The sequence below is a fragment of the Curtobacterium sp. NPDC098951 genome (assembly GCF_044759965.1).
Lineage (GTDB): Bacteria > Actinomycetota > Actinomycetes > Actinomycetales > Microbacteriaceae > Curtobacterium.
The window spans coordinates 147,088-162,050 of record NZ_JBIWAG010000007.1 but is presented as its reverse complement, the minus strand read 5'-3'; the positions used below and the strand labels follow the sequence as shown (position 1 = coordinate 162,050).

13 protein-coding genes are annotated in these 14,963 nt (G+C 71.1%); 7 read left to right on the top strand and 6 right to left on the bottom strand.

Going from position 1 to position 14,963, the window contains the following annotated elements; all coding sequences use genetic code 11:
• Positions 1-97: 97 nt before the first annotated feature.
• The 3 genes from ACIQUC_RS17030 to ACIQUC_RS17020 are packed head-to-tail and all read left to right on the top strand — an operon-like array spanning position 98 to position 3,395.
• The gene (locus ACIQUC_RS17030) at positions 98-607 is read left to right on the top strand and encodes a MarR family winged helix-turn-helix transcriptional regulator (protein ID WP_402269241.1); all 510 of its coding nucleotides are present in this window, start codon (positions 98-100) and stop codon (positions 605-607) included.
• Positions 604-1,953 carry a cryptochrome/photolyase family protein gene (locus tag ACIQUC_RS17025; protein WP_402269239.1) on the top strand — a complete coding sequence of 450 codons (1,350 nt, stop codon included), beginning with the start codon at positions 604-606 and terminating at the stop codon, positions 1,951-1,953. Before ACIQUC_RS17030 ends, ACIQUC_RS17025 begins: the two co-directional genes overlap by 4 nt.
• The gene (locus ACIQUC_RS17020) at positions 1,950-3,395 is read left to right on the top strand and encodes a serine hydrolase domain-containing protein (RefSeq protein ID WP_402269237.1); all 1,446 of its coding nucleotides are present in this window, start codon (positions 1,950-1,952) and stop codon (positions 3,393-3,395) included. Before ACIQUC_RS17025 ends, ACIQUC_RS17020 begins: the two co-directional genes overlap by 4 nt.
• A gap of 49 nt (positions 3,396-3,444) precedes the next feature.
• On the opposite strand, the gene ACIQUC_RS17015 is transcribed toward ACIQUC_RS17020, so the two are convergent.
• Complete coding sequence (locus tag ACIQUC_RS17015) at positions 3,445-4,419, bottom strand: carbohydrate kinase family protein (RefSeq protein ID WP_402269235.1); 975 nt, start codon at positions 4,417-4,419, stop codon at positions 3,445-3,447.
• 158 nt (positions 4,420-4,577) lie between these two features.
• On the opposite strand from ACIQUC_RS17015, the gene ACIQUC_RS17010 reads away from it, so the two are divergent.
• Positions 4,578-5,153: a hypothetical protein gene (locus tag ACIQUC_RS17010; protein WP_402269233.1), complete on the top strand. Its 576-nt coding sequence runs from the start codon at positions 4,578-4,580 to the stop codon at positions 5,151-5,153.
• A gap of 99 nt (positions 5,154-5,252) precedes the next feature.
• Here the strand turns inward: ACIQUC_RS17010 and ACIQUC_RS17005 are convergent, their stop codons facing one another.
• The 5 genes from ACIQUC_RS17005 to ACIQUC_RS16985 all read right to left on the bottom strand — a co-directional run bounded on the left by ACIQUC_RS17005 (position 5,253) and on the right by ACIQUC_RS16985 (position 11,492).
• On the bottom strand, positions 5,253-5,867 hold the full coding sequence (locus ACIQUC_RS17005; RefSeq protein ID WP_079236628.1) for a superoxide dismutase: 615 nt from the start codon (positions 5,865-5,867) through the stop codon (positions 5,253-5,255).
• Positions 5,868-5,911: 44 nt separating this feature from the next.
• Positions 5,912-6,421, bottom strand: a complete 510-nt coding sequence (locus ACIQUC_RS17000) for a flavin reductase family protein (protein ID WP_402269230.1) — start codon at positions 6,419-6,421, stop codon at positions 5,912-5,914.
• A gap of 253 nt (positions 6,422-6,674) precedes the next feature.
• On the bottom strand, positions 6,675-8,198 hold the full coding sequence (locus ACIQUC_RS16995) for an MFS transporter (RefSeq protein WP_402269228.1): 1,524 nt from the start codon (positions 8,196-8,198) through the stop codon (positions 6,675-6,677).
• Between the two features lie 220 nt (positions 8,199-8,418).
• Entirely contained in the window at positions 8,419-9,441 is a 1,023-nt protein-coding gene (locus ACIQUC_RS16990; protein WP_022905835.1) for a LacI family DNA-binding transcriptional regulator, read from the bottom strand.
• Entirely contained in the window at positions 9,420-11,492 is a 2,073-nt protein-coding gene (locus tag ACIQUC_RS16985) for an aldo/keto reductase (protein WP_402269226.1), read from the bottom strand. Before ACIQUC_RS16985 ends, ACIQUC_RS16990 begins: the two co-directional genes overlap by 22 nt.
• A gap of 184 nt (positions 11,493-11,676) precedes the next feature.
• On the opposite strand from ACIQUC_RS16985, the gene ACIQUC_RS16980 reads away from it, so the two are divergent.
• Genes ACIQUC_RS16980 through ACIQUC_RS16970 form a run of 3 tightly spaced genes read left to right on the top strand, consistent with a single transcriptional unit; the run spans position 11,677 to position 14,935 of the window.
• Positions 11,677-12,978 carry an extracellular solute-binding protein gene (locus ACIQUC_RS16980; RefSeq protein ID WP_402269224.1) on the top strand — a complete coding sequence of 434 codons (1,302 nt, stop codon included), beginning with the start codon at positions 11,677-11,679 and terminating at the stop codon, positions 12,976-12,978.
• On the top strand, positions 12,975-14,015 hold the full coding sequence (locus ACIQUC_RS16975; protein ID WP_402269222.1) for a carbohydrate ABC transporter permease: 1,041 nt from the start codon (positions 12,975-12,977) through the stop codon (positions 14,013-14,015). Before ACIQUC_RS16980 ends, ACIQUC_RS16975 begins: the two co-directional genes overlap by 4 nt.
• Complete coding sequence (locus ACIQUC_RS16970) at positions 14,012-14,935, top strand: carbohydrate ABC transporter permease (protein ID WP_022906222.1); 924 nt, start codon at positions 14,012-14,014, stop codon at positions 14,933-14,935. The genes ACIQUC_RS16975 and ACIQUC_RS16970 overlap by 4 nt, the downstream gene beginning before the upstream one ends.
• Positions 14,936-14,963 lie beyond the last annotated feature (28 nt).

The window sequence follows — 14,963 nt, the reverse complement described above, 5'->3', positions numbered from 1 at the left end:
TCGTGCGTTCCGGGGGACACGGATGCGCGTCAGCGGCATCCCGTGTCCGAGGCCGTCGGTAGTGTGGCATGACCGTACGACCAGAGGGAGCGGGACCGTGAACGAGCCACGCCGCAGCGAGAAGGCGACCGCCGTCGCCGCCTGGGAAGCGCTCTTCCGCGCACAGGTGACCGTCATGCGGGCACTCAACGCCGACTTCCCCGGCGGCGAGATCTCGTTCAACGAGTACGACGTCTGCTTCAACCTCTCCACCCAGCCCGGGCGACGCTGCCGGATGCGGGAACTGACCAGCCACCTGCTGCTCACCCAGCCGAGCGTCAGCCGCCTGGTCGACCGACTCACCGCCCGCGGCATCGTCGAGAAGCAGCCCGACCCCGCCGATGCCCGCGGGGTCATCGTCGCCCTCACCCCGCACGGCTTCGACGTCTACCGGGCGGTCGCCGTCCAGCACGCGCAGACCATCGTCGACCAGGTCGGTGCCGGGCTCGACGAAGCCGAGCTCCGGACGCTCACCGAACTCTGCACGAAGCTCCGCACCGCCGCCGGGGCGTCGACGTCCCGTCGCGCCCCCCGGACGATGTCCGACGTCGACGTGGCGGCACGGTGACCGGCGCCCTGGTCTGGCTCCGCGACGACCTCCGTCTCGCGGACAACCCGGCCCTCCGTGCCGCGATCGACCACGGCGGCGCGGTCACCGTCGTGTACGTCCTCGACGAGGAGTCCGCCGGCATCCGCCCGATCGGTGCGGCGGCCCGGTGGTGGCTGCACCACTCCCTCACCGCGCTCGACGCCGAGCTCCGCGACCGTGGGTCACGACTCGTCCTCCGCCGCGGGCCCGCGGCCGACGTCGTCCACGCGCTGGTGTCCGACACCGGCGCCGACGCGGTGTTCTGGAACCGACGCTACGGCCGTGCCGAACGGGACCTCGACGCGGGGATCAAGTCGGCCCTCACCGACGCGGGGACCGAGGCGCACAGCTTCGCCGCGGCCCTGCTCTGGGAACCGTGGACCGTCCTCACCGGTCAGGGCGAGCCGTACAAGGTGTTCACGCCGTTCTGGCGTGCGGCCCAGGCCATGCCGGAACCCCGCCACCCCCTGCCGAAGCCGCGGGACCTGCCGGCACCCGCCGACACGGCGAGCGACGACCTCGACGACTGGGGGCTGCTGCCGACCCAGCCGGACTGGGCCGGCGGCCTCCGCGACGCCTGGGAACCCGGCGAACGGGGTGCGCACCGGCGACTCGAGCACTTCGTGACCCACGCGCTCGAGGACTACGACCAGCGGGACGAGCCCGCGATGGCCGCGACGAGTGACCTCTCCCCGCACCTGCGCTGGGGCGAGGTCAGCCCCTACCAGGTCTGGCACCGCCTGCACGGCGAGCTCGAGCCCGAGCAGCGGAAGAACGCGTCGGCGTTCCTCCGGCAGCTCGCGTGGCGCGAGTTCAACTGGCACGAGTACTTCCACTGCGAGGACATCACCTCGGTGAACGTCCGACGCGAGTTCGACGCGTTCCCGTGGCGGGACGCACCCGACGCTGAGGTCGACCGCTGGCGGCACGGCACGACGGGGTTCGACCTCGTCGACGCCGGCATGCGGGAACTCTGGCACTCGGGCGCGATGCACAACCGTGTCCGCCTCGCGACGGCCAGCTTCCTCGTGAAGAACATGCTGGTCGACTGGCGTGTCGGCGAGCAGTGGTTCTGGGACACCCTGGTGGACGCCGACTCCGCCAACAACGCGGCGAACTGGCAGTGGGTCGCGGGCTCCGGGTTCGACGCGGCACCGTACTTCCGCGTGTTCAACCCGGACCGCCAGCTCGAGCGGTTCGACCCGCACCGTGAGTACGTGCACCGGTGGGTCCCCGCCGACGAAGACCGCCCTGAGCCGATGCTCGACCTCAAGGAGACCCGGCAGCGGGCCCTCGACGCGTACGACCGGATGCGTCGATCGTGAGCAGGATCGACGCGCGGGCGATCGCCGAGGTCGACGCGCTGTTCCGCGAACGGGTCGAACGGGGAGTCGCGCCGAGCAGCGTCTGGGGCGTGTTCGACCGCGCGGGCCTGGTGGCGTCGGGTGGGCACGGCGACCGCGGTGACGGCCTCGCCCCGGACGCGCACACCGTCCACCGGATCGCCTCGTGCACGAAGAGCGTGACGGCGGCGACCCTGCTCGCCCTGGTGGCGGACGGCCGGGTCCGACTGGACGACCCCATCACCGACTTCGTGCCCGCCTTCGCCGACGTCGCGCTCCCCACCGCCGACTCCCCCGTGCCGACGCTCCGCATGCTCCTGACGATGTCGGGCGGCTTCCCCACCGACGACCCCTGGGCGGACCGGCAGGAGTCCCTCTCCGACGCCGAGTTCGACGACGTCCTCCGCGCCGGCCTGCTGTTCGACTCGGTCCCGGGGACACGGTTCGCCTACTCGAACACCGGGTACGCGCTGCTCGGTCGAGCGATCGCGGTCGTCGCCGGGCGGCCGTTCACCGAGGTCGCGACGGACCTCGTGCTGCGTCCCCTCGGCCTCGGGGACACCGTCTTCCGCGCCGAGGACGCCCACGGCCACGTGGTCACGGGCGTCCGCCCAGCCAGCGACGGCGCGGGTGTGGGCGACTGGGAGCCCCTGCCGCTGACGGGTCCCGGCGCGTTCTCGTCGATCGGCGGCCTCTTCTCGACGGTCACCGACCTCGCCCGCTGGGGACGCCACCTCGCGTCGGCGTTCTCCGACGACCCGGAGAACGGACCGGTCTCCCCCGCCGACCGCCGGCTCATGCAGCAGGCGATGCGCGTCGTCCCCGCAGCGGTGGTCCCGACCTCGACCCGTGCGACCGCGTACGGGTTCGGCCTCTTCGTCGAGCAGGACCCGGTGTTCGGCGAACTCGTGTCGCACTCCGGTGGCTACCCGGGGTTCTCGGCGCACATGCGGTGGTCTGCCCGAGACGGCATCGGTGTCGTCGCGTTCGAGAACGCGACGCAGGCGAAGGTCTCGGCTGCCGCCGACCGTGCGCTCGACGTCGTGTTGGCCGCCCGGACGGACGGTTCCTCCGCGCCTGTTCCCGGCACGGCCCCGACCGTCCACGCGACGCGGGTGGCGCAGGCGGCCGTGACGCGGCTGCTGGCCGACTGGGACGACGACCTGGCGGACGCGATCTGCACGCCGAACGTGGCGATGGACGTGCCCTACGAACGGCGACGCCGGGTGATCGCGGACGCCGTGGCCCAGGTCGGTGCCGACCTCGGCGCGGCACCGGTGGACGAGCAGTCGTCGGCTCCGTCGCACCTGCGGTGGTGGCTGCCCGGGACGACCGGGCGACTGCGCGTCGAGATCCGGCTGGCGCCCCTCGCGGCCGGGTTGGTGCAGACCCTGGTGGTCCGGGCCGAGCCCAGCGAGCGCTGACCCGCGACGGCCGGAACGCGCCAGCGTGGAACGACGCCGGGACCGGACGTCAGACCGGCGGGCGACCGCCCACGAACCCGAGCGCCCGCGCCGCGACCCGGGTGCCCTCGCGCGCGGCGGCGGCGACCCGCACCGGGTCCGTCGCCCAGGCACGGAGGAACCCGGCCGCGAACGCGTCGCCCGCGCCGAGCGTGTCGACCACCGTCGCCGGCGTGATCGGCACCGGCTGGGGACTCCGCCCGCGCCGACCGAGCAGGACCCCGTCGGTCCCCATCGTGACCACGACGAGCGGCACGTGTTCGGTGAGCACCGCGATCGCCTCGTCGACGGTCGGCGCCCCGGTCAGCGCCGCGGCCTCCTCGGCGCTCGGGAAGAGGGCGTCGAGACCGGACAGGGCCTCGAGGAACTCCGACGGGCCCACGGCGCGCACGACGGCGGCGGACGAGGGGTCGAGCGTCACCCGCGCCGGACCGGACCGGGCCCGGGCGATCAACGCCGCGATCCGGTCGGGTCCGCCGCCGCCGAGCATCGCCGAGCCGGTCAGGTGCACGATGTCGGCCCGAGCGACGAGGTCGAGCGGCAGGTCCTCCGCCGAGAGCACGCCACTGGCCGCGGGGTCGGACATCGCGGTGCGACCGTTCGCATTGCGCACCGACACGACCGCCCCGGTCGCCGTCCGCGCGTCGTAGCGGATGTGCGCCCGCACCCCGGCGTCACCGAGGGAGCGCTCGTGCCGGTAGACGTCGTCGACACCGACCCGGCCGACGAGGTCGACCTCGGCACCGAGCCAACCGAGCCACGTGGCCGCGTTGCCCGCGGCGCCGACCGGGCGGTGACGGATGACCGCTGCCGGGTCGTGCGACCCCATGCTCGCCGCGGTGGTCTGGACCAGGACGCCGTCGAGGACGTCGCCGACGACGAGGAAGCGCTTCCCCGCGCCGCGACGACGACCTGCGACCGCCCGTCCGGCACGGGGTGCCTCGGGCCGTGACGGGGCCGCAGGGCGCTCTGGAGGCATGGACATCGCGCACATCATACGCGAAATCGAGTAAAACTCCGATTATTGACCACGATCGGACATGCAGGGCCCGATCCGCGGCCCTCACGTGACTGGTGCGGTGATATACTCGTAACTCGTATGTGAACTGTCGCGTACTGCCCATCTCGCTCGTTGGAGACGCCATGCCCCGCAAGCCCGACCCGACGCTCAAGCCGGCGATCATCGCGAAGGTGGTCGAGCACCTGCACGACACCAAGCTCGAGGACGTCTCGGTCCGGAGCCTCGGCCGCGTCCTCGGATCGAGCGCGTACCCGATCGTCTACCACTTCGGCTCACGCGACGCGCTCATCGACGCCGTCGTCGACCACCTCTCGGCAGCCGCCACCGACACCACGCTCGACCCCCGCACCGACGACGCCGGTCTGGCCGACCACCTCGTCGCGGTGTTCGGCGGACTCGATGAACCGGACCGGTTGCTCGCCGCACGGCTGACCTTCGAACTCGGCGCGGTCGAGTCGCTCGACGGACGCGATCACCAGCACCGGCTGCACCGCGCGCAGGTCGCCGCCATCGCCGCCTGGTGCGTTGAGCACGGCTTCGACGGCACCGACGCCGAGCACGCGGCGCAGAGCGCCGTCCTCGCCGCACGGGGCGTGCAGTGGGGCACGCTCGTCGACCCGGAACACACCGCGTCCGACGCCGCGCTGCGCGCGATCGCCCACGAGCTGGTCGCACGAACGCAGTTCCAGCCGGCCTGATCGGTCGACGGCACCGACGACGGACGGGAGGCGCGGTGCCAGCCGGCACCGCGCCTCCCGTCCGTCACCGGGTCACCATCGTGACCCGCCCCGTCCGCTTCAGAGCGTGACGAAGCGCTGCGACTTCGCGTTCGCGAAGCGCGCGGCGACGTTCTCCCAGTCGACGATGTTCCAGACGGCCTTGACGTAGTCCGCCTTGACGTTGAGGTAGTCGAGGTAGAACGCGTGCTCCCACATGTCGAGCATGAAGATCGGCACGAGACCGAAGGGCACGTTGGCCTGCTGGTCGAAGAGCTGGAAGGTCGTGAGCTTCTGCCCGACGGTGTCCCAGGCGAGGACGGACCAGCCGGAACCCTGGATGCCCGTGGCGACGGCGGTGAACTGGGCCTGGAACTTCTCGAACGAGCCGAAGAACTCGTCGATCGCGGCGGCGAGCTCGCCCTCGGGGACCTTGGTGTCCGGGCCGAGGTTCGTCCAGAAGATCGAGTGGTTGACGTGGCCACCGAGGTTGAACGCGAGGTCCTTCTCGAGCTTGTTCACGTTCGCGAGGTTGCCCGACTCACGGGCCTCGGCGAGCTGCTCGAGCGCGGTGTTGGCACCCGTCACGTAGGTCTGGTGGTGCTTGTCGTGGTGCAGCTGCATGATCTTGCCGCTGATGTGCGGCTCGAGTGCGGCGTAGTCGTACGGCAGCTCCGGCAGGGTGTACTCAGCCATGTGAGTTCCTTTCGATCAGTGGTGTGCGGATGGTGCTCCGCGGCTCACGAGAGCCGGGAACGATCGGTGAGGGAGTGGAATTCCCGGTTGTGGTAGACCAGCGGCTCGCCCCGCTCGAGGCCGACGACGATGTCGAGGACCTCGGCGACGACGACGGTCGACGAGCCGATCGGCGTGGTCGACAGTGGTCGGCAGCGCAGGGCGCTCGCGGCACTCGGCAGGTAGCGGTCGCCGGACGGCAGGGTGCCCCAGATCGGGTCGTCGGCCGCCGGGCTGCCGGTGGAGGCGAAGCGACGGGCGAGGCCGACGCCGAGCGAGTCGACGAGGTGCACGACGAAGATCGGCGCCCCCAGCACGACGCCGGCCGACCCGGAGTTGGTGGACAGCGAGAACACGAGGACCGGCGGGTCGATCGCGACGCTCGCGACGCTCGACGCGGTGAGGCCCGTCGGGCCGTCGGGGCCTTCGGCGGTGATGACGGCGACACCGGCAGGGTGTCCACGGAAGGCGGCCTTGTAGGCGTCCGCGATGGTCGCCGGGGCTTCGTCGGGCATGGGAGTCGTCGTCGTTCCTTCGCTGGGGATGGCCGCGGCTGCGCGACCACGTCCCAACGTATGACCTCAACCAAGGTTGAGGTCAACGATTCCCAGGTTCGTCCGATCCCGGGCGTGCCGTGTGACCCCGCGTGACGTGACGATCGGCACCGCGAGCGCGACGTGGTGAGCAGGAATGGTCGGGTCGTTCGCGGGCACCCGACCATTCCTGCTCACCAAGCGCGGCGGCGCGGGGCGGCGCGGCGGCGCGGCGCTACCGGCGCTTCAGCATCACGACCGCACCGGCGGCCGCGACGACCATCAGGAGCGCCGCGACGCCGGCCGTGACCGTGACGCCGGAGTCGAACGCGGCCCGCGCGGACTCCAGCAGCGCCTGCCCCGCCGACCCGCCGAGGGACGACGCCGCCGACACCGCGCCGCCGAGGGTCTCCTGCGCGGCGGTGTGCGCCGACGACGACAGGCCGTCCGGCACCACGACGTGCGCGCGGTAGGCGGTGGCGAGGATCGTCCCGAGCACCGCCGTCCCGAGCACGGCACCGATCTCGTACGCCGTCTCGGACATCGCCGAGGCCGCACCGGCCTTGTCCGCCGGAGCCGTCGAGATGATGAGGTCGTTCGTCACGGTCTCGGAGGCACCGATCCCGATGCCGAGCAGGACGAACGCGAACGCCAGGGCCACGATCGAGGCGTGGTGCCCGAGGGCCGCGACCATGGCGTACGCGGCCGCCGAGAACAGCAGCGACACCGCGACGACCCAGCGCGGAGCGACCCGCGCGACGATCGGCACGACCGCGAGCCCGGCGACGATCGTGAGGACCGATCCCGGGACGAGCACGATGCCGGAGGCGAACGGGTCGAGCCCGGCGACGAGCTGCAGGTGCTGGGCGATGAAGAACAGGAACCCGGTCAGCGAGAACATCGCCGTCATGTTCATGAGCACGCTGCCCGTGAACGCGGTGCTCCGGAACAGTCGGAGGTCGAGCATCGGGGTCCGTGAACGGAGCTGTCGACGCACGAACGCGATGCCGCACAGCACGCCGACGGCGAGCATCGCGATCGCGAAGCCCCGCTCCTCGGGGTGCACGACGGACTTGATGGCCCAGGCGATCGGGGCGAGGGCACCGAGCGACAGGAACATGCTCGGCACGTCGACCGGCCCCGGGTTCGGGTCGCGGGACTCGGGGACGCAGAACGGCACGGCGACGAGCATCACGACGAGGATCGGCACCGCGACGAGGAACACCGCGCCCCAGTGGAAGTGCGCGAGGAGGGCACCGCCGACGAGCGGGCCGAGCGCGTTGCCCGCCGCGAACATGGTCGACCAGACGGCCAGCGCCATCCGCCGCTCCCCCGCGTGCACGAAGACGTTGCGGATGATCGACAGGGTCGCCGGCATGAGCATCGCGCCGAAGACGCCCATCACGATGCGGGCGGCGACGAGCATCCAGGCGTCGGTCGCGAAGGCCGCGGCGACGGAGAACAGCGCGAAGCCGCTGGCGCCGATGACGAGGATCCGGCGACGCCCGATGCGGTCGCCGATGCTGCCCATCACGACGAGGAGTCCGGCGAGGACCAGCGGGTACGCGTCGACGATCCAGAGCTGCGTCGTGGCGTCCGGGTTGAGGGCGCGGGAGATCGACGGCAGCGCGAAGCTCAGGATGGTGTTGTCCACCGAGATGAGGAGGACGGGCATCATGAGCACCGCGAGGGCGGCGAACCGGCGGGTGCGGCTGCCGGTGACGGCGGTGGCGACGGGGCTGGTGAGCAGGGCGGACACGGTGACTCCAGGGACTTCGAGCCGGACCAGGTCGACGGCGGTACTGACGAACGGACCGGACGGGGCGCGGTGTGGACACGCGTCGCGTCAGGACTCCGTTAGTGTACCGTCTGGACGGTGTTGGTTGCAAATGCAACTGACCGCCGGACAGGAGGAACGGTGCGGGCCCGCACCGCGCCTCCTGCCCGTCGCTGGTCGCGTTCGGGTCGGGGCCCGGTCGTCAGGCCGACTCGCGCAGGAGCAGCCGGTGCCGGACCGTGCGCTGCACCGCGTCACCCTGACGCGGCAGCTCGCCGGCGAGCATCCCGAGGGCGAGGTCGAGCGCCTCGCGCGCGACCGCGTCGAGGTCGACGGCCAGGGTGCTGAGCGTCGGTGACACGAGCGAGCCGAGCGGCAGGCCGTCCACCCCCACGACGCGCACGTCTCCGGGGACGTCGACGCCGGCTCGCCGGCACGCCTGCAGCACGCCGAGGGCCATGACGTCGTTGAAGGCGAGGATCGCGTCCTGCCGCCGCCGGCGCGCGAGGATCCGGGTGGTCTCCTCGGCACCGCACTCGGCCGTGCCGTGGTCGGCGTGCACGAGCTCGGGGAGGTACCCGCGCCGCTCGAGGGCGTCCATCATGAGGGTCCCGCGGACGCTCGTGTGCCCCGGCGACGAGTTGTCGAGCACCACCGGGTGCCGGACGCCGGTGGCGACCAGGTGGTCGGCGAGGACCTCGATCGCGTCGGCGGGGTCGATCCAGACGGCGCCCGTCGCGGGCTCGGAGTAGGGGTCGAGCTCGACCATGGGCACGCTGCCGAGGAGCTCCCGCCAGCGCTCGCGCCGCGAACCGAGGTACCCGATGACGACGTCGGTCTGCGCGCCGAGCGCCTGCACCATCCGGTCGGCGTCGCTCGCCAGGTCGACGTCGGCGAGCATGACGTTCCAGCCCTGCTCGGCGGCGAGCCGGAACACGGCCGAGGCGAGCTGCGGGGTGTACGGGTTGCGCAGGTCGTTCACGACGAGCCCGAGCTGGTGGTCGCCGCCGGTGACGAGTCCGCGGCCGAAGCGGGACGGCCGGTAGTCCAGCGCCTCGGCGGCGGCGAGCACCCGCTCCTTCGTCGCCGCGCTGATGCCGGACATGCCGTTCATCGCGCGGGTGACCGTCTGCCGGGACACCCCGGCGGCCGCGGCGACGTCGATGATCGTCGCCCGGCCGCCGGGTGCGGGAACGGGTTCGGTCAGTCGCGGAGGTCCAGCCATGCCACCTGTTCCGGAGTGAGGTCGACGGAGAGGCCGGTCATGGACGACCGGGCTTCCGCGATCGTACGCGGTCCGAAGAGCGGGAAGGTGGGGAAGGGCTGGTGCAGGACGTACGCGAGGGCGATCGCCGTCGCCGGCACCCCGAACCGCTCACCGAGCTCCGACGCACGGCGGAGCCGCTCGAAGTTCTCGTCGCTGTAGTAGCAGCGCACGAGCTCGGCGTCGCTCGTGTCCTCCGGCTTGGCGCGGCCGGTGAAGAACCCACGCGCCTGCGAGGACCACGGCAGCAGCGGCACCTGACGCTCCTCGAGCCACTGCTTCGACGCCGCGTCCGTCGCGTGGCGGCACCCGGCCCACGGGACGTCGTACGCCTCGGCCAGCCCGAAGTGGTTGCTGAGGACCTCGAACTCGTGCTTGCCGTTCGCCCGGGCGTAGGCGTTCGCCTCGTCGAAGCGCGCAGGTGTCCAGTTCGACCCGCCGTACACGCGGATGCGTCCGGCGCGACGGTGCTCGTCGAGGACGTCGACGAACTCCCCCACCGGGATGTCCTCGTCGTCGCGGTGCATCATGTAGATGTCCGCGTAGTCGGTGCCCTGACGCTCGAGGCTCTCGAGCAGCTGGCGGCTGAGCGACTCCGGGTCGCAGAACGGCGTGTGCGCACCCTTGGTGATCACGACGACGTCCTCGCGGACACCACGGTTCTGGATCCACTTGCCGAGCCGACCCTCGAGCACACCACCGCCGTAGATGTACCCGGTGTCGAAGACGTTGCCGCCCTGCTCCACGAACAGATCGAAGATGGCGCTCGCGTGCGCCAGGTCGGGCTGGTTGTCGACACCCATCACCAGTCGGGACATCCGCTTGCCCACACCGGCGACCTCGCCGTAGCGCATCGGGTTGTCGGCACGGTCGGGCTCGTGCGCGGCGACCGTGAGCGGACGGCCGCTGACGGTCGGGATGTCGGCGGTCTCGGCCTCGAACGGGAAGCGCAGGCCGATCGCCGCGCGCCACCGGTCGAGGGTGCGCGCGGTGGCGAGGGACTCGTCGAGCGTGAACTCGGGGGCGTCGACGCGACCGGCCGCGAGGGCCGCCGTGGTCGCGTCGGCCTCGAGCGCGTAGGGGTGCGCGCCGGCGAAGGACAGCGTGCGCGGGTCCTCGTCCACCGTGCTGACCTCGATGGTGGGGTCGTCGCCGAGGGTCCACGGATCGGTCAGCGTGATCTTCCCGGTGGTGCCGTGCACGACCACGGCGTTGTCGTCCTGCACGCGGACACCCGTGCGGAGGTGGGCCGTGATCCGCCGGTCGCCGACCCCGCGGTAGGTGGCGTCTGCCGTCGTCCACTCGTCGACCCCGGTCGGACCGAGCGTGCCGGTGGCGACGAACTCGACGGGCTCGGCGACGGCCACACCGGTCGCGGCCTGCACGATCGCGGCCGCCATGGTGACCGGGTACCCGCCGACGTCGAGGATCCCGCCGCCGGCCGTGTCGACGTCGAACAGCCGGCCGGACCGGGTGCCCGCGCGGAACGCGAACGAGGCGTCGACGTGCGTCACGGTGCCGATCGCGCCCTGGCGGACGAGGTCGAGCAAGGCCGCGGTCTGCGGGTGGAAGCGGTACATGTACGCCTCGACCAGGGGCAGCCCGGCCTGGCGTGCGGCATCGGCGAGCGCCATCGAGGTGCCGTGGTTCGGCGAGAGCGGCTTCTCGCACAGGACGGCCTTGCCCGCAGCGAGCGCCGCGAGGACGAGGGCGGCGTGGCCGGTGTGGACCGTCGAGACGTAGACCGCGTCGACGCGCGGGTCGGCGAGCACTTCGTCGTAGGACGCCGCGGTGACGTCGGCGAACCCGTGGTCGCCGGCCTCGGCCGCGAACGCGCCCGCACGCTCGGTCGACGAGCTGCCGGCGGCGACGAGGGTGGCGCCGACCGCGCTCGCAGGCAGCTGGGAGAGGAAGCGGCGGGCGATCCCACCGGGACCGAGGACGGCCCAGCCCGGGGTGTCGTGCTCGCTCGTGGAGCTGCTGCTGGCGGTGGTCGCGGTCTGCGCTGACATGCGGATCCCTATCGTCTCGTGAACCTTCACGGTCCCGACGACCGTACCCGCCCGTCTCCGCCCCTGCAACGATGTGGATGCTTGACACGGCGTGTCGGCCAGGGCATGCTCTGACCACTTCGTGAGCGTTCACGGTCGAGCGCTCCACGGTTGCACCATCTCAACGACGAGAGCAGGTACTCCAGTGACAGCACCAACGCACAGGCTCAGCAGGAGGGGGTTCCTCGCCGGCGCAGGCGCGCTCGGCGCACTCGCCTCCGCGACCCTCCTCGCCGGGTGTTCCACCGGCACCGCCATCTCCAAGGACCCGGACGAACTCGTCCTCTGGTACTGGAACCGGTCCCTCGACCCGAAGTTCCTGCAGCAGGCCGCCGGGGGCATCAGCGGCCACGAACCGATGCGGCTCCGGCCGGACCTCATCGGCGGGGCGTCCTACGACACGAAGTTCCGGACCGCGCTCGCCGGCAACGCGTTCATCCCCGACGTCCTCATGGTGAACTCGAACTGCTGGCTCTACTTCCCCGACGAGGACCTCTTCACCGACTTCGCCCCCTCCGCCACCGAGCAGTCCGCCTACTACGACTGGAAGCTCTCACTCGGCCGGACCCCGTCCGGGCGGCAGTGCTTCTGGCCGGTCGACACCGGCCCCACCGGCTTCTTCTACAACCAGGAGGTCCTGCGGAAGGCCGACCTCCCCACCGACCCGGACGAGGTGAGCGCGGCGATCCAGAGCTGGGCGGACTTCCGGACCTTCGGCAAGCAGATCAAGCAGCAGACCGGTGCCGCGACGATCATCACCGCGACACAGCTCTTCAACCAGTTCGTCTCCGCGAGCCCGACGCGGTACTTCGACCGCGACGACCAGCCGCTCTACCACGACGACGACAGCTCGATCCGGAAGGCGTGGGAGAACGCCGTCGAGTCGATCCACGCCGGCATCACCGCCAACCTGCAGTCCGGTACCGACCAGAACGCCGGATGGGTCGCGGGCCGGGTCGCCGGGCAGATCGAGGGCGCATGGTGGACGCAGATCATCCACGACACCGCACCGGACCTCTCCGGCAAGTGGCGGATCGCCCGCCAGCCCGAGCGACCCGGGAACAGCGGCGGCTCGTTCCTGGCCGTCCCGAAGTCGTCGAAGGACCCCGAGGCCGCGGTCGCGTTCGCCAAGTGGATCACCCGGCCGGACATCCAGTCCCACACCTACAACGACATCCAGCTCTTCCCGTCGACCCCCGCGTCGTTCGAGAACGGCATCATGCGGAACCCCGGCGAGTTCTTCGGGGACCAGAACCCGCTCGACTTCTTCAGCAAGGCGGCCCCGGAGGTCCCCGTGACGTACATCTCGAACTCCGAGCGGTTCATCGGTGCCTTCGCGACCGAGATCACGAACGTCGAGTCCGCCGGCAAGGACCCGGAACGCGCCTGGAAGGACGCGCTCGACCAGACCGACCGCGTCCTCGCGAAGCGCGGGGTCGCCGCATGAGCGCCCCGATCCGCGAGCAGACCGCCACCACCGCGAACCCCGTCGTCGGGGGCGCCCCCACCGCGTCGATATCGACCGCGGCGACCGGGCAGCGGTTCAGCCTGCGCCGCTTCTGGCCGCAGTACGTGGCGATCGCCCCGTTCTACGTGCTCTTCCTCGTGTTCGGCCTGTTCCCGATCGTCTTCTCGATCGTGCTGTCGTTCACCGACTGGGACGGCGTCGGCTCCCCCGCGTTCGTCGGGCTCGCGCAGTACCAGTACCTCGTCAGCGACCCGCGCTTCTGGAACGCCGTCGCGAACACCTTCATCATCTGGATCATCTCGACCGTCCCGATGCTGTTCCTCGCGCTCGTGCTCGCGTTCCTGCTGCACGGCAACATCCGGGCGAAGGGCTTCTACCGGGTCGCGTTCTTCATCCCGAACGTCACGAGCATGGTCGCGATGGCCATCGTGTTCGGCTCGGTGTTCTCGGACGGGTTCGGGCTCGTCAACGCCGCCCTCCGCGCCGTCGGTGCCGATCCGGTCGGCTGGCTGTCGTCGTACTGGGGCATCAAGGTGACCATCGCGGTGATGGTCATCTGGCGGTGGACCGGGTACAACGCGATCATCTACCTAGCCGGGCTGCAGTCGATCTCGACGGAGCTGTACGACGCGGCGAAGGTGGACGGCGCGAACACGTGGCAGATCTTCACGCGGATCACGATCCCGATGCTGCGGCCGGTCATCCTCTTCACGGTGATCACGTCCACGATCGGCGGGCTCGGCCTCTTCACGGAGCCGCAGATCCTGTTCAACGGACAGGCGGTCGGTGGACCGGACGAGGCCGGCATGACGATCGTGCTCTACCAGTACGACCAGGCGTTCAACCAGTTCGACTTCGGGTACGGCTCGGCGATCGCCTGGGTGCTGTTCTTCTTCTCCGTGGTCTTCGCGATCATCAACTGGCGACTGCTCAGTGAACGCGACGGGCTCAAGACCCCTCGGCGACTGCGCACCCCGCGCACCGTCACGACCAGCGCGAAGGGATCCCGCGCATGAGCGCCGACACCGCACCCCGGACCACGAACACCGCCGCCGCCCTCGGGCGACCGAACACGGTCACCGACCGGCCCGACGACCACCGCCGTGGGTTCCGGCACGGTTGGGTCGGACGGCTCGTCACGCACCTGTGCCTCGTCGTCGGCGTCGTGCTGTCGATCTTCCCCTTCTACTGGCTGCTCGTCATGTCGACGTCGTCGAACGCGCAGATCTTCGGCTACCCGCCGTCGCTGTGGTTCAGCGACCACACCATGCAGAACCTCGCCACGGTGTTCAGCAGCGTCGACATGCTCCGGGCGCTCGGCAACACCGTCGTCGTGGCCGGCAGCACCGCGGTCCTCGTGATGCTGTTCGACTCGCTGGCGGCGTTCGCGTTCGCGAAGTACGAGTTCCCGTTCAAGCGCTCCCTGTTCACCGTGATGCTGGCGACGTTCCTCGTCCCCGGCAGCCTGTCGCTCGTGCCGAGCTTCGTGCTCATGGCGAACCTCGGCTGGATCGGCGGGCTCCAGGCGCTCATCGTCCCCGGGGCGGCGAACGCGTTCGGCATCTTCCTGCTCCGCCAGTTCGCGACGGGGTCCATCCCGAACGAGGTGATCGACTCCGCCCGCGTGGACGGCGCCGGGTTCTTCCGGACCTGGTGGTCGATCGCGGTGCCCATGCTCCGCGGCGGCCTGGCCTTCCTCGGCATCTTCACCTTCATCACGGCGTGGAACGACTACGTGTGGCCGCTCATCGTGCTGATCGACCCGAAGGGCCAGACACTGCAGGTGGCCCTCGCCTCGCTGAGCTCGGTGAACGCGACCGACCTCGGCTCGGTGATGGCCGGCGCGGTGATCAGCGTGTTCCCGCTCATCGGGGTGTTCATCATCGGCTCGAGGCACTTCATCGCGAACATCGCGGCGGGGGCGCTGAAGGGCTGACCAGACCCGCAGGCGCCGCGGAGGATGG

Bases quoted from the DNA above. Each gene is read 5' to 3' on its own strand.
- ACIQUC_RS17015 (WP_402269235.1), bottom strand. From the start codon at position 4,419: ATGTCCATGCCTCCAGAGCGCCCTGCGGCCCCGTCACGGCCCGAGGCA.
- ACIQUC_RS17010 (WP_402269233.1), top strand. From the start codon at position 4,578: ATGCCCCGCAAGCCCGACCCGACGCTCAAGCCGGCGATCATCGCGAAG.
- ACIQUC_RS17005 (WP_079236628.1), bottom strand. From the start codon at position 5,867: ATGGCTGAGTACACCCTGCCGGAGCTGCCGTACGACTACGCCGCACTC.
- ACIQUC_RS17000 (WP_402269230.1), bottom strand. From the start codon at position 6,421: ATGCCCGACGAAGCCCCGGCGACCATCGCGGACGCCTACAAGGCCGCC.
- ACIQUC_RS16990 (WP_022905835.1), bottom strand. From the start codon at position 9,441: ATGGCTGGACCTCCGCGACTGACCGAACCCGTTCCCGCACCCGGCGGC.
- ACIQUC_RS16985 (WP_402269226.1), bottom strand. From the start codon at position 11,492: ATGTCAGCGCAGACCGCGACCACCGCCAGCAGCAGCTCCACGAGCGAG.
- ACIQUC_RS16975 (WP_402269222.1), top strand. From the start codon at position 12,975: ATGAGCGCCCCGATCCGCGAGCAGACCGCCACCACCGCGAACCCCGTC.
- ACIQUC_RS16970 (WP_022906222.1), top strand. From the start codon at position 14,012: ATGAGCGCCGACACCGCACCCCGGACCACGAACACCGCCGCCGCCCTC.